18 protein-coding genes and 1 pseudogene are annotated in these 24,067 nt (G+C 73.7%); 14 read left to right on the plus strand and 5 right to left on the minus strand.

From position 1 onward, the window contains the following. Window positions 1–186: 186 nt before the first annotated feature. The 9 genes from E0D90_RS02780 to E0D90_RS02820 all read left to right on the plus strand — a co-directional run bounded on the left by E0D90_RS02780 (window position 187) and on the right by E0D90_RS02820 (window position 13,105). The gene (locus E0D90_RS02780) at window positions 187–741 is read left to right on the plus strand and encodes an MSMEG_1061 family FMN-dependent PPOX-type flavoprotein (RefSeq protein WP_103502293.1); all 555 of its coding nucleotides are present in this window, start codon (window positions 187–189) and stop codon (window positions 739–741) included. Between the two features lie 669 nt (window positions 742–1,410). Then, window positions 1,411–2,541 carry a multiple monosaccharide ABC transporter substrate-binding protein gene (chvE, locus tag E0D90_RS27450; RefSeq protein WP_130796460.1) on the plus strand — a complete coding sequence of 377 codons (1,131 nt, stop codon included), beginning with the start codon at window positions 1,411–1,413 and terminating at the stop codon, window positions 2,539–2,541. Between the two features lie 8 nt (window positions 2,542–2,549). Further along, entirely contained in the window at window positions 2,550–4,094 is a 1,545-nt protein-coding gene (gene mmsA / locus E0D90_RS27455; protein WP_438827363.1) for a multiple monosaccharide ABC transporter ATP-binding protein, read from the plus strand. A gap of 8 nt (window positions 4,095–4,102) precedes the next feature. After that, window positions 4,103–5,326, plus strand: coding sequence for a multiple monosaccharide ABC transporter permease (mmsB, locus tag E0D90_RS02795; RefSeq protein WP_227869947.1), 1,224 nt, complete (start codon window positions 4,103–4,105; stop codon window positions 5,324–5,326). Between the two features lie 213 nt (window positions 5,327–5,539). Continuing rightward, the gene (locus E0D90_RS02800; RefSeq protein WP_130796479.1) at window positions 5,540–6,526 is read left to right on the plus strand and encodes a LacI family DNA-binding transcriptional regulator; all 987 of its coding nucleotides are present in this window, start codon (window positions 5,540–5,542) and stop codon (window positions 6,524–6,526) included. A 177-nt stretch (window positions 6,527–6,703) separates the two neighbouring features. Beyond that, a complete protein-coding gene (gene araB, locus E0D90_RS02805; protein WP_130796461.1) occupies window positions 6,704–8,380 on the plus strand; it encodes a ribulokinase in 1,677 nt (558 codons plus the stop codon). Then, on the plus strand, window positions 8,381–9,043 hold the full coding sequence (locus E0D90_RS02810) for an L-ribulose-5-phosphate 4-epimerase (protein WP_103502276.1): 663 nt from the start codon (window positions 8,381–8,383) through the stop codon (window positions 9,041–9,043). 17 nt (window positions 9,044–9,060) lie between these two features. After that, entirely contained in the window at window positions 9,061–10,554 is a 1,494-nt protein-coding gene (gene araA, locus E0D90_RS02815) for an L-arabinose isomerase (RefSeq protein WP_130796462.1), read from the plus strand. Window positions 10,555–10,762: 208 nt separating this feature from the next. After that, window positions 10,763–13,105, plus strand: coding sequence for an ATP-binding protein (locus tag E0D90_RS02820; RefSeq protein ID WP_130796463.1), 2,343 nt, complete (start codon window positions 10,763–10,765; stop codon window positions 13,103–13,105). Here E0D90_RS02820 and E0D90_RS02825 read toward each other — a convergent pair. Continuing rightward, window positions 13,075–13,527, minus strand: a complete 453-nt coding sequence (locus tag E0D90_RS02825; protein WP_130796480.1) for a response regulator — start codon at window positions 13,525–13,527, stop codon at window positions 13,075–13,077. The genes E0D90_RS02820 and E0D90_RS02825 overlap by 31 nt on opposite strands. A gap of 47 nt (window positions 13,528–13,574) precedes the next feature. Further along, window positions 13,575–15,362 (minus strand): PP2C family protein-serine/threonine phosphatase, encoded by a 1,788-nt coding sequence (locus E0D90_RS02830; RefSeq protein ID WP_227869948.1) that lies wholly within the window; start codon window positions 15,360–15,362, stop codon window positions 13,575–13,577. 335 nt (window positions 15,363–15,697) lie between these two features. On the opposite strand from E0D90_RS02830, the gene E0D90_RS02835 reads away from it, so the two are divergent. The 4 genes and pseudogenes from E0D90_RS02835 to E0D90_RS28540 all read left to right on the plus strand — a co-directional run. Beyond that, window positions 15,698–16,699, plus strand: a complete 1,002-nt coding sequence (locus tag E0D90_RS02835; protein ID WP_130796465.1) for an NAD-dependent epimerase/dehydratase family protein — start codon at window positions 15,698–15,700, stop codon at window positions 16,697–16,699. A 71-nt stretch (window positions 16,700–16,770) separates the two neighbouring features. After that, the gene (locus E0D90_RS02840; RefSeq protein ID WP_130796466.1) at window positions 16,771–17,499 is read left to right on the plus strand and encodes a glycosyltransferase family 2 protein; all 729 of its coding nucleotides are present in this window, start codon (window positions 16,771–16,773) and stop codon (window positions 17,497–17,499) included. Beyond that, window positions 17,496–18,119: a TIGR04282 family arsenosugar biosynthesis glycosyltransferase gene (locus E0D90_RS02845; protein WP_130796467.1), complete on the plus strand. Its 624-nt coding sequence runs from the start codon at window positions 17,496–17,498 to the stop codon at window positions 18,117–18,119. The genes E0D90_RS02840 and E0D90_RS02845 overlap by 4 nt, the downstream gene beginning before the upstream one ends. A 35-nt stretch (window positions 18,120–18,154) precedes the next feature. Then, window positions 18,155–18,619: pseudogene (locus E0D90_RS28540) on the plus strand (class I SAM-dependent methyltransferase); the annotation flags it as partial. A gap of 131 nt (window positions 18,620–18,750) precedes the next feature. Here the strand turns inward: E0D90_RS28540 and E0D90_RS28545 are convergent. Then, the gene (locus tag E0D90_RS28545) at window positions 18,751–19,224 is read right to left on the minus strand and encodes a hypothetical protein (RefSeq protein WP_374754108.1); all 474 of its coding nucleotides are present in this window, start codon (window positions 19,222–19,224) and stop codon (window positions 18,751–18,753) included. Further along, on the minus strand, window positions 19,221–20,489 hold the full coding sequence (locus E0D90_RS02860; protein WP_103501237.1) for a molybdopterin-dependent oxidoreductase: 1,269 nt from the start codon (window positions 20,487–20,489) through the stop codon (window positions 19,221–19,223). The genes E0D90_RS28545 and E0D90_RS02860 overlap by 4 nt, the downstream gene beginning before the upstream one ends. 103 nt (window positions 20,490–20,592) lie before the next feature. Between E0D90_RS02860 and E0D90_RS02865 the strand changes: the two genes are divergently transcribed. After that, complete coding sequence (locus tag E0D90_RS02865) at window positions 20,593–21,954, plus strand: hypothetical protein (protein WP_130796468.1); 1,362 nt, start codon at window positions 20,593–20,595, stop codon at window positions 21,952–21,954. Between the two features lie 51 nt (window positions 21,955–22,005). On the opposite strand, the gene E0D90_RS02870 is transcribed toward E0D90_RS02865, so the two are convergent. Beyond that, window positions 22,006–23,565 (minus strand): PepSY-associated TM helix domain-containing protein, encoded by a 1,560-nt coding sequence (locus E0D90_RS02870; RefSeq protein ID WP_130796469.1) that lies wholly within the window; start codon window positions 23,563–23,565, stop codon window positions 22,006–22,008. Window positions 23,566–24,067: the final 502 nt, after the last annotated feature.

Genomic DNA, 24,067 nt, shown 5'->3' on the forward strand with positions numbered 1-24,067 from the left:
GGGTGGGGCCGGCGGGGCGACCCCGGTGCTCTCCGCATTCACCAGATGTCCGTACAATGGGTGCCGCGTCGACCCGGAAAGGCCCAGGTGGACACGGGTACGCGCAGCGATCAACCTGACTTGGGCTAGCCTGACCACTGCCTGGCGCCGGGCGAACCGCGGGATGAGGAGTACGACGTGCACGACGTGACCGAAGCCCCCGGAACCGCCGAGCCGACGGCGGCGGAGCAGGGCCTGGTGTCGCTGCGTGACTCCGCTCAGCTGGACGAGATCCTCGGCGAGCCGCACCCGATCGTGATCGAGAAGGTGCACCGCGAACTGGTCGGCGACGACCTCAAGATCCTCGCCCGGTCCCCGTTCTGCGTCATCTCCACCGCCGACGCCCTCGGCAACTGCGACGCCTCGCCGCGGGGCGACGCCCCCGGCTTCGTCCACGTGGTCGACGCCAACACCATCGCCATCCCCGACCGGCCGGGCAACCGGCGGGGCGACAGCTTCCGCAACATGCTGGAGAACCCGCGGGTCGGCACACTGCACCTGGTGCCGGGCAGCAGCGACGTGCTGCGGATCAACGGGCGGGTCACCATCCTCACCGACGCGCCGTTCTTCGAGGCGATGGCGGCTCGGGGCCGCAAGCCCAAGTTGGCACTGCTGGTGCGGATCGACGAGATCTACCGGCACTGCCCCCAGTCGCTGCGACGCGCCGGGCTCTGGGAGACCGCCGACTGGCCGTACGACTGACGGTCCGCCCGCGGCACGACCGACGGCCACCGCCACACCAACGGCCACCGCCACACCGGCGGCGGGCCGCTCGGCGCTGAGCGACCCCCGCAGGACCCGGCCCGCGATACGCGCCCGCGCTCTCCGCGCACGCGCCCCACGCGCCACCGCTCGCCCTTCGGCGACGACCGGCCGCGAGCCGTCGCTCCGCCAGAACGCCTCGCGCGTCCCGGAGTTGCGTCATCACCGAACCGGATCAGGATTACCCGCTCCTCGGCATTGAGCCTCACCACAGTCGCTGTTAGCGTTCACATCCGATCGGAGTGACCGAGGTCACTCCGTCGAGCGTCGCCGCGGCGTCCCGTCCGGTGGCGAGCGTCCCCGCACGCACCGGGGAGGAACCGTGACCGTTGCCGCAGCACGCGCGGAACGACGCACCACCGCCGGCCCGCGCGCCCCGCCCACCGCCGACGCCCGTTCGCAGCACCCGGATCCAGCCGGGGTCCGAGCCCCAGCCTTCTCACGGCCCCAGCGCCGGACGCCGCGCGCCGAGCACCGCCCGACAGCGTCGGGCCGCGACCGAGATGCCCTCCCCCGGCCCACACCGTCCGGGAACGGCCGCGCCCCGCACCGCCGTCGTGGCCGGAGGCCGGGCGCCGCGCCTGCCGCTGCCGGAAAGGAACGGAACAGATGCGCACCCGCACCCACCTCACACCGGCGGTAGCCGCCGTCACCGCCACGCTGCTCGTCGGGTTACTGACGGCCTGCGGGCAGGAGGCACGCGGCGGCAGCCGCTACCAGCCCGACGCCGGGAAGGGCTCGACCGTCGGCATCGCGATGCCGACCAAGTCCTCCGAGCGGTGGATCACCGACGGCCAGAACATGGCCGAGCAGTTCGAGGCGGCCGGTTACCGGACCGACCTCCAGTACGGCGACAACAAGGTGGAGAACCAGGTCGCCCAGATCGAGAACATGATCACCAAGGGCCACCGGCTCCTGGTGGTCGCGCCGATCGACGGCTCCGCGCTCACGGACGTGCTGCGCCGGGCCCACGAGTCGGGCGCCAAGGTCATCTCCTACGACCGTCTCGTGCTCGGCACCGAACACGTCGACGCCTACGCCTCCTTCGACAACGAGCGCGTGGGGGAGCTCCAGGGCGGCTACCTGGTGGAGGCGCTCGGCCTCGACGAGGAGAGCGGGGAGAGCGGGGAGAGCGGGGAGACCTACTCCGTGGAGCTGTTCGCCGGCTCCCCCGACGACAACAACACCCGCTACTTCTGGGACGGCGCCATGAACGTCCTGGAGCCCCACATCGAGGCCGGGCACCTGGTCGTCGGCAGCGGCCAGACACGGATGAGCCAGGCCACCACCCTGCGCTGGGACGGCGGTACCGCGCAGAAGCGGATGGACGACCTGATCAGCCGCCACTACGGCTCCACCACCGTGGACGGGGTCCTCTCCCCCTACGACGGGATCTCCATCGGCGTCATCTCGGCTCTGCGCAGCGCCGGTTACGGCACCGAGGCCCGGCCCTACCCGGTGGTGACGGGGCAGGACGCGGAGCTCGCCTCCATCAAGTCGATCCTCGCCGAGGGCCAGACCCAGACCGTCTTCAAGGACACCCGCAAACTCGCCGAGCAGGCCGTCCTCATGGGCGACGCCCTGCTGAACGACGAGGAGCCGGAGTTCAACAACACCACCGACTACGACAACGGCGAGAAGGTGGTCCCCGCCTACCTGCTGGAGCCGGTGAGTGTCGACGCCTCCAACGTGGACCTTCTGGTCGAGGAGGGCTACTACAGCGCGGAGCAGCTCTCGTGACCCGCCCGGTGCTGGAGATGCGGGGCATCACCAAGTCCTTCGCCGGGGTCAGGGCACTGGACGGTGTGGACCTGACGGTGCGGCCGGGCGAGATCCACGCCGTCTGCGGGGAGAACGGCGCCGGCAAGTCGACGCTGATGAAGATCCTCAGCGGCGTTCACCCGCACGGCGGTTACGAGGGCAGCATCCTGCTGGACGGCGAGGAGGTCGCCTTCCGCGACATCCGGGCCAGCGAGCGGCGCGGCATCGTGATCATCCATCAGGAACTCGCGCTGGTGCCGCACCTGTCGATCGCGGAGAACATCTTCCTCGGCAACGAGCACGCCACCCGCGGCATCATCGACTGGGACCGGACGATGCGCGAGGCGGCCCGGCTCCTGAAGCGGGTGGGGCTGCCGGACCGCCCGCAGACGCGCGTCGCCGACATCGGGGTCGGCCGGCAGCAGCTGGTGGAGATCGCCAAGGCCCTGTCGAAGGAGGTCCGCCTCCTGATCCTGGACGAGCCGACGGCAGCGCTCAACGACGAGGACAGCGGCCACCTCCTGGAACTGATCCTGGAGCTGCGGCGGCAGGGCATCTCCTGCATCGTGATCTCCCACAAGCTCGACGAGATCCGCCGCGTCGCGGACACCGTGACGATCCTGCGCGACGGCCGCAGCGTGGAGACCCTGCCGTTGCGGACATCGCCCGACGCCGCCCCCGACCTGCCGGAGGACCGGATCATCCGGGCCATGGTCGGCCGCGCCCTGGACAGCCGCTTCCCCGAACGGACGCCCTACACGGGCCCGGACGCCGGGCGTACCGCGCTGGAGATCTCGGGCTGGACGGTGCGCCATCCCATCGACCACCAGCGCAAGGTCGTGGACGACGTCTCGCTGGAGGTGCGCCACGGCGAGATCGTCGGTATCGCCGGCCTGATGGGCGCCGGCCGCACCGAGCTGGCGATGAGCGTGTTCGGGCGCAGCTACGGCGTCCACGACGGTGGCAGCGTGCGGGTCAACGGCCGGGAGGTGCGGACCAGGACGGTGCCGGAGGCCGTCGCGCACGGCATCGCCTATGTCACCGAGGACCGCAAGACCTACGGGCTCAACCTGATCGACACAGTGCACCGCAACATCTCGCTGACCTCGCTGCGTTCCCTCGCCCGGCACGGGGTGGTGGACGAGCACCAGGAGCGGCGGGTGGCCGAGGGCTACCGGAGGTCGATGGGGATCAAGACGCCCACCGTGCACGAGCCGGTGGAGCGGCTGAGCGGCGGCAACCAGCAGAAGGTCGTGCTCGCCAAGTGGATCGAGGCCGATCCACAGGTGCTGATCCTCGACGAGCCCACCCGCGGTGTGGATGTCGGGGCGAAGTTCGAGATCTACACCGTGGTGGAGCGGCTGGCCGCTCAGGGCCGGGCCGTCCTGCTGATCTCCTCCGAGCTGCCCGAACTGCTCGGCATGTGCGACCGCGTCTACACGATGGCGGCGGGACGGCTGACCGGTGAGGTGCGCCGCGAGGACGCCACGCAGGAAGTGCTCATGCGCCACATGACCCAGGACAGGAACTGAGGCACGCGATGACCACACCCGCCCCCACGAAACCGTCCCCCGCGGCGGCCGGCCGCCGCTCCTCGCTGGAGATCCTCCGGGACGCCGCCCGCAACAACATGCGCCAGTACGGGATGCTGATCGCCCTGGCGCTGATCGTGCTGCTGTTCCAGGTCTGGACGGGCGGCACCCTGCTGCTGCCGAACAACGTCTCCAACCTGATCCAGCAGAACGGCTACATCCTCATCCTGGCCATCGGCATGATGATGGTGATCATCGCCGGTCACATCGACCTCTCGGTCGGCTCGCTCGCGGCCTTCGTCGGGGCGATGACGGCGGTGATGATGGTCCGGCACGACATGCCCTGGGTGCTCGCCCTGGTCCTGGGGCTGCTGATCGGCGCTGCCGCCGGCGCCTGGCAGGGCTTCTGGATCGCCTATGTCGGCATCCCGTCCTTCATCGTCACCCTGGCGGGAATGCTGCTCTTCCGCGGCGCGACCCAGATCGTGCTGGAGGGGCAGTCGGTGAGCCCGTTCCCGCAGGGCTACCAGCAGCTGGCGCAGGGGTTCATCCCGGAGATGGGCCCGTACACGCAGTACCACAACCCGACGCTGGTGCTGGGCGCGGTGGTCCTCGTGGTGGTGCTGCTCCAGCAGTGGCGGGACCGGCGGCGTCAGCTGGCGTACGAGCTGGAGCCGCTGCCGTTCAACCTGTGGGTGCTGAAGTGCGCGGCGTTCGCGGTGGCGATCGTCGCGGTCACCATGACCCTGGCCAGCTACCGGGGTGTGCCGCTGGTGCTGCTGATCCTGTGCGCGTTGCTGCTGACGCTGGGCTACATCATGCGCAACGCGGTCTTCGGCCGGCATGTCTACGCCCTCGGCGGCAACAAGGCGGCGGCGAAGCTCTCCGGCGTGCGTGACCGGCGGGTCACCTTCCTGGTGTTCGTCAACATGGGTGTGCTGGCGGCGCTGGCAGGCTGCCTCTACGCGGCGCGTCTGAACGCGGCGACCCCGCAGGCGGGGCTGATGTTCGAGCTGGAGGCCATCGCGGCGGCGTTCATCGGCGGGGCGTCCATGAGCGGTGGCGTCGGCCGGGTGCTGGGTGCCGTCATCGGCGGCCTGGTGCTCGGGGTGCTCAACAACGGCATGTCGCTGGTCGGCATCGGTACCGACTACCAGCAGGTCATCAAGGGGCTGGTGCTGCTGGCCGCCGTCGGCTTCGACGTCTGGAACAAGCGACGAGCGGGCTCCTGAGACCGGCAGGCGGCGGGAGGGCGGACCGGGACGGCCCGGGTCGCGCCCTCCCGCCGGGGCCGCCGTGGGCGGGCGACCGAGTAGCCTGGTGGCCGCCCGGCGGGCCGTGTGGACCCGCGGCGGTCACAGGTGACGGTCGCCGGGTACGGGGACGGCAGGGAGAGCACGGTGGAGGAGAGCTCGGCGACGGTGCGGCCGGGACGCGAGCCCGCGATGAACGACGTGGCCCGGCTCGCCGGGGTGTCGCACCAGACGGTCTCCCGCGTCCTCAACGGTCACCCCAACGTCCGTCACCAGACGCGGCTGCGGGTGCGCGCCGCCATCGAGGAACTGGGTTACCGCCCGAACCGGGCGGCGCGCGCGCTGGTGACCGGCCGGTCCCAGCTGATCGGGGTGGTGGCGCAGAACTCGACGCTGTACGGCCCGTCCTCCCTGCTGGGGGCGTTCGAACTCGCCGCGACCGCGCGGGGGTTCGTGGTCAGCGTGCGGCGGGTGCGGGAGCTGGACGGCGCCTCGATCGCCGCCGCCGTGGAGCACCACCGCGACCAGCGGGTGGACGGGATCGTCGCCATCACCCCGACCGCCGCGGCCGACGCGGCGCTGGCGCGCGTACCGGCGGGTGTCCCGCTGGTCACGGTCGACGGCGATCCGTCCCGGGACGCCGCCCTGGTCACCGTCGACCAGGAGGCGGGCGCCCGTGCCGCGACCCGGCACCTGCTGGACGCCGGCCACCGGACGGTGTGGCACGTGTCCGGCCCCCCGGACTGGTTCGACGCGGCGGGCCGGGTCCGGGGGTGGCGGCGCGCGCTGGAGGAGGCGGGCGCGGAGGTGCCGCCGGTGAGCCCCGGGGACTGGAGCGCGGAGGCGGGTTACCGGGCCGGGCAGCTGCTGGCGCGGATGCCCGAGGTGACGGCCGTGTTCGCCGCCAACGACCACCAGGCGCTGGGCATCCTGCGCGCCATGGCCGAACGGGGGCGTTCGGTACCAGGAGAGGTGAGCATCGTCGGGTTCGACGACGTGCCGGAGGCGGCGTTCTTCACCCCGCCGCTCACCACCGTGCGGCCCGACTTCGACGCGGTGGCCGCGCGGACGCTGGAGCTGCTGCTGGACCGGATCTCCGGGGAGCCGGCCGGGCCGGCCACCCGCACGGTCACTCCGCTGCTGGTGCCGCGCGCCAGCGTGGCGGCGCCGCACGCCTGATCCACCCGGCGCACGGTGAACTGACGCGCCGTCGTACGTACCGGTGCTCACCTCACGCACGCGTCCACGCTCACACCCGCGCTACGGCGCGAGTTGACGCGCGCCGTCTTGACGCACCGATTGTTAGCGCTAACAATCGCCGGAACGCTCGATCCGCGTCATCACGGAGGTGGGCTCATGACCGACACATCGGACGCGCTCGTGGTGGGCGTCGACTTCGGGACACTCTCCGGACGGGCCGTGGTGGTGCGGGTGCGTGACGGCGCCGAACTGGGCTCCGGCGTGCACGACTACCGGCACGGTGTCCTCGACACGGAGCTGCCGGGCGGCGGAGCCGCACTGCCGCCCGACTGGGCGCTGCAGGTGCCCTCCGACTACCTGGACGTCCTGCGCACCGCCGTACCCGCCGCACTGGCGGACGCCGGGGCCGATCCGCGGCAGGTGGTCGGCCTGGGCACCGACTTCACCGCCTGCACCATGGTGCCGACCACGGCGGACGGCACCCCGCTGTGCGACCTGCCCGCCTTCACCGGCGAACCGCACGCCTACGTCAAGCTCTGGAAACACCACGCGGCTCAGCCCCAGGCCGACCGGATCAACGAACTGGCGCGGCGGCGGGGCGAGGAGTGGCTCGCCCGGTACGGCGGGCTGATCTCCTGCGAGTGGGAGTTCGCCAAGGCGCTGCAACTGCTGGAGGAGGCCCCCGAGCTCTACGCGGCGACCGAACGCTGGGTGGAGGCGGCGGACTGGATCGTCTGGCGGCTCACCGGCAACTACGTCCGCAACACCTGCAGCGCGGGTTACAAGGGCATCCGGCAGGAGGGCGGTTACCCCTCGCCGGAGTTCCTGGAGCAGCTGCACCCGGACTTCGCCGGTTTCGTGGCGGAGAAGCTGGACCAGCCGGTGGGCGCGCTGGGAGAGCGGGCCGGAGGGCTGACCGCCGAGGCGGCGGCCTGGACCGGGTTGCCGGCGGGGATCGCGGTGGCCGTCGGCAACGTCGACGCCCATGTGACGGCGCCCGCGGCGGGCGCGGTGGAGCCGGGCCGGCTGGTGGCGATCATGGGCACCTCCACCTGCCATGTCCTCAGCAGCGACGTGCTGCGCGAGGTCCCCGGCATGTGCGGGGTCGTCGACGGCGGGATCGTCCCCGGGCTGTGGGGCTACGAGGCCGGACAGAGCGGCGTCGGCGACATCTTCGCCTGGTACGTCGAGAACCAGGTGCCCGAGCGCTACCACCGGCTGGCCGACGAACGGGGTGTGTCCGTGCACGAGGTGCTCTCGGAGCTGGCGGCCGGGCAGCGCGTCGGCGAGCACGGGCTTCTGGCGCTCGACTGGCACAGCGGGAACCGCTCGGTGCTGGTGGACCACGAGCTGTCCGGCCTGATCGTGGGCCAGACGCTCTCCACCCGTGCCGAGGACGGCTACCGGGCGCTGCTGGAGGCGACCGCGTTCGGGACCCGGATGATCGTCGAGGCGTTCGCGGCGGCCGGTGTTCCGGTGACCGAGGTGATCGTCGCCGGGGGCCTGGTCCGCAATCCGCTGCTGATGCGGATCTACAGCGACGTGCTCAACCTGCCGCTGTCGGTGGTCGGTTCCGCGCAGGGCCCGGCGCTCGGCGCGGCGCTGCACGCGGCGGTGGCCGCCGGGGCGCACCCCGACATCCGCGCGGCCGCGGCCGCGATGGCCTCGGTGGAACGGGCGGTCCACCGGCCGGACCCCGGGAACGCCGCCGCCTACGACGTGCTGTTCGCCCAGTACGCGGCGCTGCACGACGCGTTCGGGCGGGGCGGCGACGGCGTGATGCACACCCTGCGCGCGATCCGGCGCGCCGCGGTCGAGGCGAGGGAGAGGTAGATGACGCACACCGAGGCGGTGGCCGCCCTGCGCAGCACGGTGGCCGGTCTCCACCGTGAGCTGACCCGGTACGAGCTGGTGATCTGGACCGCCGGCAATGTCTCGGCGCGGGTCCCGGGCGCCGACCTGATGGTGATCAAGCCCTCGGGAGTCTCCTACGACGAGCTGTCGCCGGAGACGATGGTGGTGACGGATCTGCACGGGGAGCTGGTCGAGGGGGACTTCACGCCCTCCTCGGACACCGCCGCGCACGCCCATGTCTACCGGAACATGCCGGAGGTCGGCGGTGTGGTGCACACGCACTCGCCGTACGCGACGGCCTGGGCGGCGCGCGGCGAGCCGATCCCGTGTGTGCTGACGATGATCGCCGACGAGTTCGGCGGCGACATCCCGGTCGGCCCCTTCGCGATGATCGGTGACGACTCGATCGGGCGGGGGATCGTGGAGACGCTGCGCGGCAGCCGCTCCCCCGCCGTCCTGATGCGCGGCCACGGCCCGTTCACCGTGGGCCGGGACGCCCGCGCCGCGGTGAAGGCGGCGGTGATGCTGGAGGACGTCGCCCGCACGGTGCACTTCGCCCGTCAGCTGGGCACCCCGGACCCCATCGAGGCGTCCGCGGTCGACCGGCTGTACGCGCGCTACCAGAACGTCTACGGGCAGTGAGCCCACGAGGGAGACGCATGAGCCCGGAGACCGCGGCACGGATCTGGTTCCTGACCGGCAGCCAGCACCTCTACGGCGCCGAGCTGCTGGAGCAGGTGGCGGAGCAGTCCCGTGCGATACCCGGGATGCTGGCCGCCTCCGGCCGGATCGGCACCGAGATCCTCTGGCGGCCGGTGCTGACCGACAGCGTGGCTATCCGGCGGGAGCTGGAGGCGGCCAACGCCGATCCCACGTGCGTGGGGGTGATCGCGTGGATGCACACCTTCTCCCCCGCGAAGATGTGGATCTCCGGTCTGGACGTGCTGCGCAAGCCGCTGCTCCATCTGCACACCCAGCTCAACCGGGAACTGCCGTGGGCGACGATCGACATGGACTTCATGAACCTCAACCAGGCCGCCCACGGCGACCGGGAGTTCGGACATGTCCAGACCCGGGTCGGGGTCGCCCGCAAGACGGTGGCGGGCCACGCCTCCGATCCACGGGTCGCGGAGCGGGTCGGCGACTGGGCGCGGGCGGCGCTCGGTCACCAGCGGCTGAACGGGCTGCGGCTGGCGCGGTTCGGCGACAACATGCGGGATGTCGCCGTGACCGAGGGCGACAAGGTCGAGGCCGAACTGCGGTTCGGTGTCAGCGTGAACACCTATCCGGTCACGGAGCTGGCCGAGCTGGTGGACGCGGCCTCCGACGCCGAGGTGGACCGTCTGGTCGGCGAGTACGCCGACGGCTACCGGCTGGCACCGGAGCTGGCGCCCGGCGGCGAGCGCCACGCCTCGCTCCGCTACGCCGCGCGGATCGAGGCGGGGCTGCGGCTGTTCCTGACCGACGGCGGTTTCGGCGCCTTCACCACCAACTTCGAGGATCTGGGCGCGCTGCGTCAGCTCCCCGGGCTGGCGGTCCAGCGGCTGATGACCGACGGCTACGGCTTCGGCGGGGAGGGCGACTGGAAGACGGCGGCGCTGCTCGCGGCGGCGAAGGCGATGGGCCCGCGCGCGTCGTTCATGGAGGACTACACCTACCACTTCGGCCCGGGCGAGCCGAAGGTGCTGGGCGCGCACATGCTGGAGGTGTGTCCTTCGATCGCGGCGGGTGTGCCCCGCTGTGAGGTCCATCCGCTTTCCATCGGCGGCCGGGAGGACCCGGTGCGGCTGGTCTTCGACGCGGCGCCCGGCCCGGCCACCGTCGTCGGGCTGACCGACCTGGGCGACCGCTTCCGGCTGGTCGCCAACGAGATCGAGGTCGTCGAGCCGGACGCGCCGCTGCCGTGCCTCCCGGTCGCGCGCGCGGTGTGGCAGCCGCGTCCGTCGCTTCCGGTGTCGGCGGAGTGCTGGCTGATGGCGGGCGGCCCCCACCACACGGTGCTCACCACGGCCGGGGCCGGGGCGCTGCGGGACTTCGCCGGGATCAGCGGCACCGAGTTCGTACTGATCGACGACCGGACGGTGAGCGACGACTTCGCCGACCGCCTGCGCTGGAACGGCGCCTACCACCGGCTGGCGCGCGGTCTCGTCTGAACGCGGCGCGCCGGTGCGCGCGGGAGGCACGGTTCCCTCCGGTCACGGGCGCTGTCGGTGCCTGGGGCGCGAACCGGGCGGAATGTGCCAGACGGGCGCGGGAGCGCACCGGCGTGCGCGCCGTCTGGTGGGGCGCGCGGATGGAAGGATGGCGCCCGTACCGGCGAGGCTCGGAGTTTCCGGCAGGCCCGGTGGAGGCTGGGAGGCGATGGTGGACCGATGGCTGTCGGAACGGGCGCGGGCCGCCGAGGCGGTGGTCGAGGGCGGCTTCGACCTCACCGAGTGTGTGCGTGAGCCGATCCACCTGCTGGGCGGCGTCCAGTCCCACGGGGCGCTGGTCGCTGTCGACCCGGCGTCCGGGCTGGTCGTCGTGGCCGCGGAGAACACCGGCGAGATCCTCGGCGTGGAGGCGGCGGAGCTGGTCGGCGCACCGGTGACCCGGGTCCTGCCCGAGGAGGACTACGCCGAGGCGGTGACGGGCACAGCGGGCACCGACGCGGTCCCGGTGACGCTCCCGGTCCTCGTCGACTTCGGTGGGGCGGGCCGCTCGGTCGATGTCTCGGCCCACCGCCGCGACGGCCTGCTGATCCTGGAGTTCGAGCCGCGCGAGTCGGACGCCCTCGCCTTCGGCACCTTCTACACCGGCATCCGCCGGGCGCTCGCCCGGCTGCGGGCCGCCGGCAGCGTCGCGGACTGCTGCGGGATCGCGGTGCGCGAGATGCGGTCCCTGACCGGCTTCGACCGGGTGGTGGCCTACCGGTTCGACGGGGAGGACGGCCCCGGCGAGGTGGTGGGCGAGGACGTCGCTCCGGGCTGGGAGCCGTGGCTGGGGCTGTGGTTCCCCGCCACCGACATCCCGCCGCAGGCCAGGCGTCTGTACCGCGAGAACTGGATCCGGGTGATCGGCGACGTCGACGACGTCACGGTCGGCCTGCGTCCCTCCCGGCGCCCGGACACCGGTGAGCCGCTGGACCTCTCGCTGGCCGCGCTGCGGACCGTGTCCGGCTTCCATCTGGAGTATCTGCGCAACATCGGGGTGCGCTCCTCGATGTCGGTGTCGGTGATGCGGGAGGGGAAGCTGTGGGGGCTGATCGCCTGCCACGGGGCGCTGCCGCTGCGCCCGGCGCCCGAGGTGCGGTCGGCCTGCGAGATGTTCGGGGTGGCGTTCTCGCTCCAGCTCTCCGCGATCGAGGAGCGTGAACGCGCCGACGCCCTGACGGACTCCGGGCAGCGCGCGGCGTCGGTCGCCCGGCTGCTGGAGGACGGGCTGGAACGGCGTTTCGCGGAGCGCGGCGGTGAGGTGACCGAACTGCTGGACGCCGACGGCGTGCTGCTCAGCCGCGGCGGGCGGACGGTCGGCAGTGGGGATGCCCTGCCCGCGGAGCTGGTCCGGGAACTGGGCCGGCGGGCCGCGGCGCTGGCGCCCGGAGAGGTGTGGGACACCGACCGGCTCTCCGAACTCCCCGAGGACGAGCTGCCGTACACACCGGCGAGCCCGGAGGAGGGTCCGGCCGGGATCCTGATGGTGCCGCTCAGCCGGTCGGGCGACTTCCTCGCCTGGGCCCGGCGTGAACGTCCCGCGCCCAGACGCTGGGCCGCCGACCCGTGGGCCCCGGTGCGGGTGGGGCCGCGCGGCGAGCGGCTCACCCCGCGCGGGTCCGGCGAGGTGTTCCGCGCGACGATGCGCGGCCGGAGCCTGCCGTGGACGACTCGCGACCGGACGGCGGCCCGCGAACTGTGGCGGCTGCTCACCGAACTGGTGCTCCGCCACGCGGACGCGGTCGAGACGCTCAACGACGAGCTGCGGATGACCAATCTCGACCTCGACGGCTTCGCCCACGCCGCCGCGCACGACCTCAAGGAACCGCTGCGCGGCATCTCCAACGCGGCGACCTTCGCGATCGAGGACGCCCCGGCCGGTCTGGACGGCACGACGGTCCGGCGGCTGCTCACCATGCAGCGGCTCGCGGGGCGGATGGACGAGCTCCTCAACTCACTGCTCCACTACGCCCGGTTGGGACGCTCGGGGCTGCGGCTGCGCGAACTGGAGCTGTCCCACGTCCTGGACACCGCGCTGGAGGTGGCCGGGCCCCGGCTGGCCGAGGAGGGGGTCCGCCTGGTCCGCGGGGAGCTTCCACCGGTCAGGGCCGATGCCGACCGGTTGTACGAGATCCTCGTCAACCTGCTGGTCAACGCCGCCAAGTACGCCCGCGAGGGGGACGCCGACCGCTGGGTGGAGGTGTCCGCGCGGGTGGCGCCCGCCGAGGACGCGGCGGGCCAGCCGGACGGTGCCGGGCAGGTGGTGGTCGTGGTGCGGGACAACGGGATCGGTATCGCGCCGGAGCGGCAGCACGAGGTCTTCGACCTCTTCCGACGGCTCCACGGGCCCACCGAACGCGGCGGGGGAACCGGGGTCGGACTGGCCGTGGTCAAGCGGATCGTGGAGCGGCACGGCGGCCGGCTGTGGGTGGAGAGCGTCCCGGGCCGGGGCAGCGCCTTCTGCTTCACCCTGGAGGGGAGTCAGCCCTCCGCCTCACCCGCGGACGGCTGAGAGCCGGAGGGACCGGACGAGCCGGTGTGGGACTCCTGCCAGTAGTCGACCGCGCCCTTGAGGACGGTCCGGAACAGCGTGAAGTTGACCGGCTTGTAGACGTAGCTGTCCGCCCCCGCGGCGTAGCAGGCGTCGACCTCGGCGGGCGCGGTGGAGGAGGTGAAGACCACCACGGCGACGCCGGCGAGCTCCGGCCGGGCGCGGATCGCGGCCAGGACGGCGTGGCCGCTCAGCCCGGGCATGTTCAGGTCCAGCAGGATCAGGCCGGGAAGTTCCTCACGGGTGAGGAGCATGTCCACCACACCGGTGCCCCGCGTGGTGAACTCCGTCCGGACCTCGGGGTGGGTGTGCCGCAGGGCCCGTTCGATGGCCTCGGCGTCCTCGAGGTTGTCCTCCACGACCAGGATGCTGGAGCGGTCGATCCGGCGGGCGCCGGGCTCCGTGTCGGCCTCGGGATTCACCGTGGATCTCACCGCGTTCCTTTCACATGTGCGATCAGCACGGCGGTGTCGTCGCTGCCGGTCGCACGGAACTCCGACATCCGGGCCACCAGGTCCGCGGCCGGCCCGCCGGGGTCCGCCGCGTAGTCGCGGACCGCGTCCCGCAGCAGTTCCTCGAAGAACACGCCGCTGGCGGAGCGGGCCTCGGTCAGGCCGTCGGTGAACATCACCAGCGAGTCGCCCGGCGCCAGGACCAGCGAGGTGGGCTCCAGTTCGTTCTCGGCGACCACACCGAGGAAGAGCCCGGCCACCTGGACCTCCTCCACCCGTCCGTCGGCCCGCCGGACCAGTGGGGGCGGATGGCCGGCGGCGGAGACCTGGACGGCGCATCCGCCGCCGGTCTCGGGGGCGAGGACGGCGGCGATCGCGGTGACGAACCGGGACGTCGACTGGCCGATGAGGATGGTGTTCAGCCGCTCAAGGGCCCGGGCGGGCGGAGTCCCGTCCTCCAGCAGGGTGCGCAGGGTGTGACGGGCCAGCCCGGTGACGGCGGCCGCTTCGGCGCCGCGGCCGCACACGTCGCCGATCACCACGGCGAGGCGGCCGTCGTGGTCGATGACGGCGTCGTAGAAGTCGCCGCCGACCTCCAGCGAGGAGTCGGCCACCTCGTAGGCGGCGCAGAGTTCGGCGGCCGGCCACTCGGGCAGCGCGGTGGGCAGCAGATGGCGCTGCAGCTGCTCGACGTGGCGGCGCCGCTGTTCGTAGGAGGTGGTGGTGTCGATCGCCAGGGCCGCCCGGCGGGCGAGGTCGTCGAGGAGGCGCGGGCTGGCGACCGCCTCCTCGCCCCGGTGGTAGACGAAGGTCAGGGTGCCGAGCGCGCGGCCGCGCGCCCGCAGGGGGCTGACGCTGACGGCCAGGACGGCGCGGCCCAGGCCCTCGGTGCCCGGCCCGAACGGGGAGCCGGCGAGGTCCTCACCGGTGAGGACCGTTCCCTCCCGCCCGCGGACCACCTCGTGGAGGCGTTCGGCGAACCAGAGGTCGTCGCGGGCGAGGCCGGCGAGCCAGGGCTGCGCGGCGGCGGCGACATGGGCGGAGGCGACGGGCGTGAGCGCGCCGTCGTCCCCGAAGAGGTGCACGGCGCAGCCCTCCGCGACGGCCGGTACGGCCAGCCGGGCCACCCGGGCGAGAGTCTCCTGTGCGTCGAGGCTGGCGTCCATCTGCAGGGACGCCTCGGCGAGGAAGGCGTCCTCGACCTGGCGCTGTTCGTGTGCGCGGGACTCGGTGATGCGCCGGTTGCTGGCGACGAGAACCTCGGAGAGCTGGGTCAGCCGGGCGGCCAGATCCTCGGCTCCGTCGGGCCGGCGGGCCAGTCCGACGGAGAAGGCGCCCCAGTCGCTCTCCCCCAGCCGGAACCGGGACTCCATCGCGTACCGGGCGCCCGCCTCTCGCAGCACCGCGGCCTCGGGCTCGAACTCGGGGGTGGGTTCGGCCAGGTCGTGCACATGGACGACCGGCCGTCCGCCCGCTCGCCCCCGGTCGGCGGCCGGCGGCTCGCGGCGCGTGGCGGCGGCGCGCTGCGAGGCGGTGGTCGTGACGCTCTGGCTCTCGCGCGTCGCCCGGCGCAGGTAGCGCAGTTCCCTGCCGTTCCAGCGGGTCCCGGTGACGGCCGTGACGCCGTCCTCGCCGAGCATCGCGCCGTACACGTGCAGCGCCATGTCCTCGACGTTCCGCACGTCCTGGGCGGCCAGCCACAGGCTGTGCAGCCGGGCGGGCCAGGAGGCGCCCGCCTCGTCGCGGTGGTCATCGGTGTCTGTCACTGCGCTCCCGTCCCTCCGAGCCGGCCCGTCGCCCTCCGTGGGCGAGAAGCCGCGGCACCTCGGACAGGTCGTGGACACGCGGCGGGACCCAGCGTACGCGTACCGCCCAGCAAGGGACGAGTGGCACATCGTCTCCCGCACTTCCGCACGCCGGTGGTCGCGCGCCACGGTGCCCGGGGCCGCCGTGCGCACCGGCCGCCGGGGGCGCCCGGATCGGCGTGCGCACGCTCCCGCGCGCCGTCGCGCTGCTGCGGCCGGGCGACGGCGCCCGCCGGAGCGGTGGCGCCCGGCGCGGCCCGGTCCGCCGGCCGGGGCCCGGCCCTAGCGTGACGGGCATGCGAGTTCTGGTCACCGGCGGTGCCGGGTTCATCGGGTCCCATGTCGTCGAGGCGCTGGCGGAGCGCGGGCACGATCCCGTCGTCTTCGACCTGCGCGAGGACCCCGGGTCGGATGTGCGGGATTCCGGCGCCGTCGTCCGGGCGCTGGCCGGGGTGGAGGCCGTCTGTCACCAGGCGGCGATGGTCGGGCTCAGCACGCGCTTCGCCGACGCGCCCGCCTACGTGTCCCACAACGACCTGGGGACGGCGGTGCTGCTGGCCGCGATGGAGCAGGCGGGGGTCGGCCGGCTCGTCCTGGCCGGGTCGATGGTGGTCTACGGCGAGGGGCGGTACCTGTGCCCGGCGCACGGGGTCGTGCGGCCGGGCCCTCGTGAGGTCGCCGCCCTGGAGGACGGGCGTTTCGAGCCCCCGTGCCCGGAGTGCGGCACGGAGCTGTCCCCGGGGCTGGTCGGGGAGGACGCGCCCGCCGATCCCCGGAACGTGTACGCGGCGACGAAGCTCGCGCAGGAGCAGCTGAGCGCCTCCTGGGCGCGGGCCACCGGCGGTTCGGCCGTCTCGCTGCGGTACCACAACGTGTACGGCCCCGGGATGCCGCGCGACACGCCGTACGCGGGCGTGGCCTCCTTCTTCCGCTCGGCGCTGGAACGCGGCGAGCCACCACGGGTGTTCGAGGACGGCGGCCAGCGCCGGGACTTCGTGCACGTGCGGGACGTGGCCGGCGCCAACGTGGCGGCGCTGGAGGCGGACCCGGTGGCGGGGCGGCTGCGGGTGTACAACGCGGGCAGCGGCGAGCCGCACACCATCGGCGAGATGGCGGGGGTCCTCGCCTCCGCCTACGGCGGCCCTGACCCGGTGGTCACCGGCGAGTTCCGGCTCGGCGACGTGCGGCACATCACCGCCGACTCCTCCCGGCTGCGCGAGGAATTGGGCTGGCGGCCGCAGGTCGAGTACGAGGCCGGGGTCAAGGAGTTCGCCGCCTCCCCGCTGCGCGGCGGCTGACAGCGCGTCGGAGAGGCGCGTGACGCCGCCACAGCGTGCCCACGCCGAACCATTGCCCGTAATGTCACGATATGCACCGTAGGGTGAGCTGCGTGACCAGTCATCCCACACCTCCGCCGGCCGATGTCGTACTCCCGTGCCTCAACGAGGCGGGCGCCCTGCCCTGGGTCATGGCCCGCATCCCGACCGGGTGGCGCGCGATCGTCGTGGACAACGGCTCCAGCGACGGCTCCGCCGACCTCGCCCGCGACCTCGGCGCGACCGTGGTGCACGAGTCGCGACGAGGCTTCGGCGCCGCCTGTCACGCGGGACTGCTGGCGGCCACCGCCGACATCGTGTGTTTCTGCGACTGCGACGCCTCCCTCGACCCCGGCCTCCTCGTCCCCTTCGCCCGCGAAGTGCGTGACGGGGAGGCCGACCTCGTTCTCGGCCGCCGGCTCCCGCAGTCCCGCGGCGCCTGGCCGGCCCACGCCAGAGCGGGCAACGCGGCCCTCGCCAGAATGCTGCGCCGCCGCACCGGCCTGCGGCTGCGCGATCTGGGACCGCTGCGCGCCGCGCGCCGGGAACCGCTGCTGGACCTGGGACTCACCGACCGCCGCAGCGGCTACCCGCTCCAGATGGTCGTGCGCGCCGCCGACGCCGGCTGGCGGGTCCGCGAGCACGCGGTCCCCTATCTGCCGCGCACCGGCGCCTCGAAGGTGACCGGCACCTGGCGCGGCACCTGGCAGGCGGTCCGGGACATGCGACGCGTCCTGGCCGAACCACCGGCGCCGAGCACGGAAGGACGACTGCGCCTGTGACCACACTGCTCGTCATCGCCAAGGAGCCGCGCCCGGGCCGGGTGAAGACCCGGCTGACGCCTCCCTTCACCCCCGCCGAGGCGGCGCTGCTCGCCGAGGCCGCCCTCGCCGACACACTGGAGGCCGTGGCCGCGACCCCCGCCGAACGGCGGGTGCTGGTCCTGGACGGCGCACCCGGCCCCTGGCTGCCCCCCGGGTTCGAGGTCGTCCCGCAGCGCGCGGGCGGCCTGGACGAACGGCTGGCCGGCGCCTTCGCCGCCTGCGAAGGCCCCGCGCTGCTGGTCGGGATGGACACGCCGCAGATCACCCCCGAGCTGCTGACCGTGAGCTTCGACCACTGCGACGCCTGGATCGGCCCGGCGCTGGACGGCGGGTTCTGGGCTCTCGGCCTCACCCGGCCCGACCCCGAACTGCTGCGCGGGGTACCCATGTCGACACCCCGTACCGGCGCCGCCCAGCGCGCCCGGCTGCGCGACGCCGGCCTGCGGGTGCGCGAACTGCCCGCGCTGCGTGACGTCGACACCGCGGACGACGCCGAGGAGGTCGCGGCGGCCTGCGCGGGACGGTTCGCGGCCGAACTGGACCGGCTGAACCGCCTGAAGGAGACGACCCCGCGATGAACGCCTTCTCCGGCCCGGCCGCCCGCACGGCCGAGATGCGACCGTGGGCCTGTGAGCCCTACGCCGACGCGCTGCGCAGCGGTCGCGGACCGCTCTTCCTGCGCCGGGGCGACGGCTGGCTGCTCCACCTGGACGTGGAGCGGTGGTGCGCGCGCCCCGACAGCGCCGACCTCGCGGTACTGGAGCGGTGCGAGGGGCCCGTGCTCGACGTCGGCTGCGGCCCGGGCCGGCTGATCGCCGAGCTGGCCGCCCGCGGCCGGCGTGCGCTGGGCATCGACATCAGCGAGGCGGCCGTCGCCCACGCGACGGAGCTGGGCGGCTGGGCCATGCGCCGTTCGGTCTTCGAACCGCTGCCGTCGGAGGGCGAGTGGGGCACCGCCCTGGTGGTGGACGGCAATCTGGGGATCGGCGGCGACCCGGAGGCGCTGCTCTCCCGGATGTCCCGTCTGCTGGTGCCCGGCGGGCTGCTGATCGCGGAGACGGCACCCGTGGACGTCGACGAGCGGGCCGACGTGCACCTGGTCAGCGACCCCGACGCCCGGCCGGGGGCGGGCTCGGCCTTCCCGTGGGCACGGCTCGGCATGCCCGCGCTGCTGCGCCTCGCCACGCCCCTGGGCTGGCACCCGCTCGATCAGTGGTCGGCCGGTGGGCGGTCCTTCGCCGCCCTGCGCAACCGCACCACGAACACCAGCGCCGAACCGGCGAAGAGCACCGCCGTGATGAGGAGCCACCGGGCCGCGAAGCCGTCCCCCGGCAGTCCGGTGGCCGCCTCGTAGCGGTCGGCCACCCGTCCGCTGATGAGCGGGAACCACACCAGGAGCAACAGCCCGGAGAAGGCGGCCGGAACCCGCACGTACAGGACGGCCTCCCGGTGGCCGAGCGCCCCCAGCGCGCGGGTCAGCGCCCGGTCCGCCACCGTGTACAGCGGAAGCAGCACCAGGTCGTGGACGAGGGCGGCGCCCACGAACCACACCGCGATCAGCAGGGTCCTGCCTTCCAGGAGGCGGACCCCGGCGTACCCGGCCAGGGCGAAGGAGGCGGCGAGCAGCACCAGGACCAGCGGGCTGCCCGCCGCCTCCCGCAGCCGGGCCGGGCGCGACGTCATGAATCCCCCCGGCCGGTACGGGAGAGGTCGCCGAAGGTCATTCGCTCCACCCACTTGGTGTTGAGCACGCCGGGCGCGGCGGGCACGATGACGCGTGCGGGGTAGCCGTGGTCGGCGGTCAGCGGCGCCCCGTTGACCGCGAGGGCGAGCAGTGAACGGTGGTCGGCCACCTGGTTGCCGCGCAGCGCGGCGCTGCGGAACGCGCCACCGCGCTGCAGCGACTCCACGAGCACGTCGGGCGGCGGGCCCGTCGTGTGGCCCGCCAGCGCCGCCAGGTCGCGCAGCCGCACCCCCCGCCAGCGCTGGTTCGAGGTGGACCAGCCCTCCACGCAGGCGATCGGCAGCTCCGCGGTGTGCTGCTCCATGGCGAGCAGCTCCGCGCGGGTGAGGCGGCGGGTGCCCGCCGGGCCGGTGAGGGTCAGCCGCCACACCTCGTCCCGGGTCTCGGCGGGACGGATGCCGACTTCGGCGGCGGTCTTGTTGATCTGGAAGCCACCCGGTCCGTCACCGGGTTCGGCGTGACCGTGGGGGGCGAGCAGCGCCGTGGGGCGCAGGCTGTCGAAGTTCCGTCCCACGGTGGTCAGGAACAGCAGCAGGGAGCCGCCTCCGACGAACCACAGCGCGCCGCGGCGCGAGGCCGTGGGCGGGTCCGGCGAGGGGGCGACGGTGTCGCCCTCCTCCGGCTCGTCCGGTCGGTCGCGTCGCCGGCGCAGCGCACGCACCGCGGCGGGGGCCCGCAGGACGACGTGCAGGACGAACGCGCTCATGAACACCCAGGCGCCGTAGAAGTGGAGCCGGTAGAAGTCGCCGGGGAAGAGGTAGTCGAGCTGGATGTTCAGGATGCCGGTGAGGAAGACGAACAGCGCGCCGCCCACCAGCAGGAGCACGGACAACCGCTCCAGCGCGCGGCTGAGGGTGCGCGCGGGCGGTGTCTCGAACAGCTTCGGGACGACCGACCACAGCTTGGCGAGGAGGACGGGGACGAGCACGATGCCGAGCGTGACGTGGACGCCCTGGGTGAGCCGGTACAGCCACGGCGGGTCGGTCGGCCAGGAGAACAGGTAGAAGCCGAGCAGTCCCTTGTCCGGCGTCTGGTCGTTCACCGGGGCCAGGTCCGGGTTGTAGGCGGCGTAGGAGAGCAGCCCCGTCACGAACATCACGGTGATCCCGACGAGCAGCACCGTGCCCAGCACCGAGGTCAGCCAGGGCCCGCGCAGCGGACTGCGCCAGAAGGCCGGCGTGGTGGGGAGCCTGTGGTCGCGCATGGCACGAACCGTAGGGGGGAGGGACCACGCACACCGGCGCGCAACCCGCCACAGAAGGGCGATATCAACCACATGAGGGCATGTCGGGCCTAGCGTTCCGTGGGTGACCCGTTCCTGCAAGCGCGACCTGGCCGCCGCCGGGGTCGCCGTCCTCCTCGTCGCCGCGGCCGTTCTGGTCGGTCACCACATCCAGCGCACCGCCGGGACGCTCTTCGTCGACTGGCCGCCGCTGATGGCCGACTGGGACCCGCACTGGGGGCCGGGCACCCCCGCCGCCGCCCTCGTGGCCGCGGCGGTCGTCGGCTACGGGCCGGTCCTGGCCGCCCGCCTGTCCTGGCGGGCGCTGCTGCCCGCCGCCTGGCTCGCCGCCATGGCGTGGACCTGGTCACTGGCCCTGATCGACGGGTGGCGGGACGGGGTGGTGGCACGCCTGGACAACCGCCACGAGTACCTGGCCGCCATCGACCGCTTCGACGACATCCCGGCCGCTCTCAGCGGATTCACCGGCCACATCCTGATCGACTCCCCGGACAACTGGCCCACGCACGTGGCCGGGCACCCGCCGGGGGCGACGCTGACCTTCGTGCTGCTGGACCGGATCGGGCTGAGCGGCGCCGGCTGGGCCGGTGCCTTCTGCATCACGGTGGGCGCGTCGGCGTGTGTCGCGGTGCTGGTGGCGGTGCGCGCGCTCTGCGGCGGGACGCAGGCCCGGCGGGCGGCGCCGTTCCTCGTCCTGGCTCCGGCCGCGGTGTGGATGGGCACCTCGGCGGACGCCTACTTCGCGGCGGTGGCGGCCTGGGCGGTGGCGCTGTTCGCCCTGGCGGTCGTCGGCCGCTCACGGTGGTGGGCGGCGGCCGGTGGCGTGCTGTTCGGTCTGGCGGTCAACCTCTCCTACGGGCTCACCCTGCTGGCGGTGATCGGCGCCGGTGTGCTGCTGCTCGGCCGCCGTGGCGTCCTGCGCCGGCCGTCGCTGCTGCTGTTCCTGCTCGCCGGGATCGCGGTGGTCCCCCTGGTCTTCACGCTGGCCGGGTTCCACTGGTGGGAGGCGTACCACCTGCTGGTCGACCGCTACCACCAGGGAGCGGGCGGTGTCCGGCCCTACGGGTACTGGGTGTGGGCCAACCTCGCCTGCGCGGTGCTGGCCGTCGGCCTCGCGACCGTGGCGGGGCTGCGCCGGGCCGGTGCCGCCCTGATCGAGCGGCCCCGGAACGCTCTCGGCGAGCCGGAGCCCGGCGGCGCGTCCGGACGCTGGGCGCGGCTGGCCGTCCTCGTCGGCTTCGCCCTGCTGGCGATCCTGATCGCCGACCTGTCGGGGATGAGCAAGGCCGAGACCGAGCGGATCTGGCTGCCGTTCCTGCTGTGGCTGCTGCCCGCGTGCGCGTTCCTGCCCCGTGCCCGCGCGTGGCTCACTGCGCAGGCGGTACTGGCCCTGCTGGTCAACCATCTGCTGCTGACCAGCTGGTGAGCGTTCCGGGCGTTCCTGGGTGTTCCGCGTGGCCGGGGAACGCCGTGCGGTTCAGCGGCCCGGCGGCGCGCCCCGCTGTCGCGCGTTCTCGCGGTCCGGCACGTGGTCGTGGTCGTGGTCGATGGCCGCCGGCCGGCGTCGTCGGGCGACCGCTCCGAGAACGGCGTCCACGGCGAGGAAGGCCAGCAGGGAGATGCCGAGCAGCGGGACGAAGTACCCCACCAGGACGGCGAGGGCCACCAGCGGCAGCACCACCGCCCACGGCGCGCGCCGCCAGGCCCCGCGCCGGGGCGGCCGCCCCCAGGCGAGGGCGCTTGCTCGGCCCCGCGTGGGCCGGCGCTGCCACCACATGCGGTAGCCCAGCACGATGACCGCCATCAGCGCGCCGGCCAGCGCGATCAGGGCGAGCTGGTTGGGCAGTCCGAAGAGCAGGCCCATGTGCCCGTCCACACCCCAGCGGGCGAGCTTGGCCGCCACCGGCCAGTCCTCGAAGCGGACGGTGTCGGTGACGACGGCGGTCGCCGGGTCCACCGCGACCGCGTCGTGCCGCGTCGGCCAGTCGGCCTTGATCTCCTTGACGACGTACTGGCCGTCGGGGCCGGACGGGAAACCGATCTCCACCGGGCCGCGGAGCCCCTGCCCCTGGGCGGCCAGCAGCGCGAGTTCGGGGCCGATGTCCGCGGCCTCGCCGCCCGCGTCGCCTTCGTGGCCTTCGTGCTCGGCGTGGCCTTCGTGCTCGCCGTGGCCGCCGTGGTCCGCGTGTTCGTCGACGGTTCCGCCGCCGGAGCTGACGACGGTCGGCGTCTGCCAGGACATCGACGCGCGCAGTTCGGTGATGTTGGACCCGGCGTGCTGCGACCACGTCAGCCCGGTGGCCGCCAGGAACGCCAGCCCCAGCGCGATCCACACACCCAGTGCGCCGTGCCACGACAGCGACGAACGACGCCCGCCGAGCCCGCGTTCGGGAAGCAGCGTGCGGCTCACCCGGCGTTGGCCACGGCGGCGCCCGACCCACAGCGCCACGCCCGCGACCGCCACCACCGCCAGCCAGCTCGCCGCCAGTTCGCTGTAGTGGCGTCCGAAGTCCCCCAGATGCAGGTTGCGGTGGAGTTCGTCGATCCACCAGCGGGCCGGCAGCGCCCCGGAACTGCCGTACGCCTCCAGCGCTCCCCGTACCTCGGCGGTGTAGGGGTCGACGAAGACCGCGAGCCGGTGACTGGGCCCGAGTTCCGGGAGGTCCAGCAGCACCCGGGTGGTGGCACCCGGCTCGGCACCGGGCCGGACCGCGCTGATGGCGCCGTCCGGGTACTCGGCCCTGGCCGCCGCCACCTGCTCGTCCACCGGGAGCACCTGCTCGCCCACCGGCACCCGCAACTCGTCCGCGTAGACGGCCTTCTCCGCCTGTACGGAGGCCGCGTACAGCAGCCCGGAGAACGCCGCCACGAAGATGAACGGGGCGATGAGCACCCCCGCGTAGAAGTGCAGACGCAGTACCAGCGCCTTCGCCCCCGCTCGTGACCGGGGCGCGGAGCCCGGCGGCCCGCCGGTGCCGGAGGGCGATGGCTCGGGATCGGTGCCGGCGTCCGAAGGCGCCGTCGGAGTAGCCGTCATGGTGTCTCCTCCGCCTCGGGCGCGCCGCGTGGGCGTCGTCCCGACGGCCGGTCGTGGGGGCCGCCGTCCTCCCTCGCGTCGTGCGGGCCGGCCGGCCTCCGGAGGAGGCGGCGTCGCGGCGGGTGGGGCGCCGACCGGGCACGCGGACGGCGTCATTGCCGCCCACGAGGGGGCGCACGCCGTGGTGGAGAGCGTACGCCGGGCGTGACGATGATCCGCGTGCGACGGCCGGGAGCACAAGAGGGCGTCACGCATGACCTGCCGGGATCGTGACGGGTGAGGCTCGGGCCACGACTTGGCGCGGTGCCGCGCCGGGCGCCGCATCCAGCGTCCGTGCGTTACGCACCGCCGGTTGTACCTGCCGACCCGACCGGGCGAACGCCGGGCGCACGGTGTCTTCCTGCGGCGACAGGCGCGGCTCGGACCGGCGTTCGAGCACCCGGAACCCACCGTCCGTCCGCGCTCCGCGGACCGCATCGCACCCCCGGGCCGTACCGCTGGG

Origin of the sequence: Streptomyces otsuchiensis (genome assembly GCF_004305975.1) — a bacterium.
Lineage (GTDB): Bacteria > Actinomycetota > Actinomycetes > Streptomycetales > Streptomycetaceae > Streptomyces > Streptomyces otsuchiensis.

Coding starts and splice junctions, on each gene's coding strand:
- chvE (WP_130796460.1), top strand. CDS start 1,411: ATGCGCACCCGCACCCACCTCACACCGGCGGTAGCCGCCGTCACCGCC.
- mmsB (WP_227869947.1), top strand. CDS start 4,103: ATGACCACACCCGCCCCCACGAAACCGTCCCCCGCGGCGGCCGGCCGC.
- E0D90_RS02800 (WP_130796479.1), top strand. CDS start 5,540: ATGAACGACGTGGCCCGGCTCGCCGGGGTGTCGCACCAGACGGTCTCC.
- araB (WP_130796461.1), top strand. CDS start 6,704: ATGACCGACACATCGGACGCGCTCGTGGTGGGCGTCGACTTCGGGACA.
- E0D90_RS02810 (WP_103502276.1), top strand. CDS start 8,381: ATGACGCACACCGAGGCGGTGGCCGCCCTGCGCAGCACGGTGGCCGGT.
- araA (WP_130796462.1), top strand. CDS start 9,061: ATGAGCCCGGAGACCGCGGCACGGATCTGGTTCCTGACCGGCAGCCAG.
- E0D90_RS02820 (WP_130796463.1), top strand. CDS start 10,763: ATGGTGGACCGATGGCTGTCGGAACGGGCGCGGGCCGCCGAGGCGGTG.
- E0D90_RS02835 (WP_130796465.1), top strand. CDS start 15,698: ATGCGAGTTCTGGTCACCGGCGGTGCCGGGTTCATCGGGTCCCATGTC.
- E0D90_RS02840 (WP_130796466.1), top strand. CDS start 16,771: ATGCACCGTAGGGTGAGCTGCGTGACCAGTCATCCCACACCTCCGCCG.
- E0D90_RS28545 (WP_374754108.1), bottom strand. CDS start 19,224: ATGACGTCGCGCCCGGCCCGGCTGCGGGAGGCGGCGGGCAGCCCGCTG.
- E0D90_RS02860 (WP_103501237.1), bottom strand. CDS start 20,489: ATGCGCGACCACAGGCTCCCCACCACGCCGGCCTTCTGGCGCAGTCCG.
- E0D90_RS02870 (WP_130796469.1), bottom strand. CDS start 23,565: ATGACGGCTACTCCGACGGCGCCTTCGGACGCCGGCACCGATCCCGAG.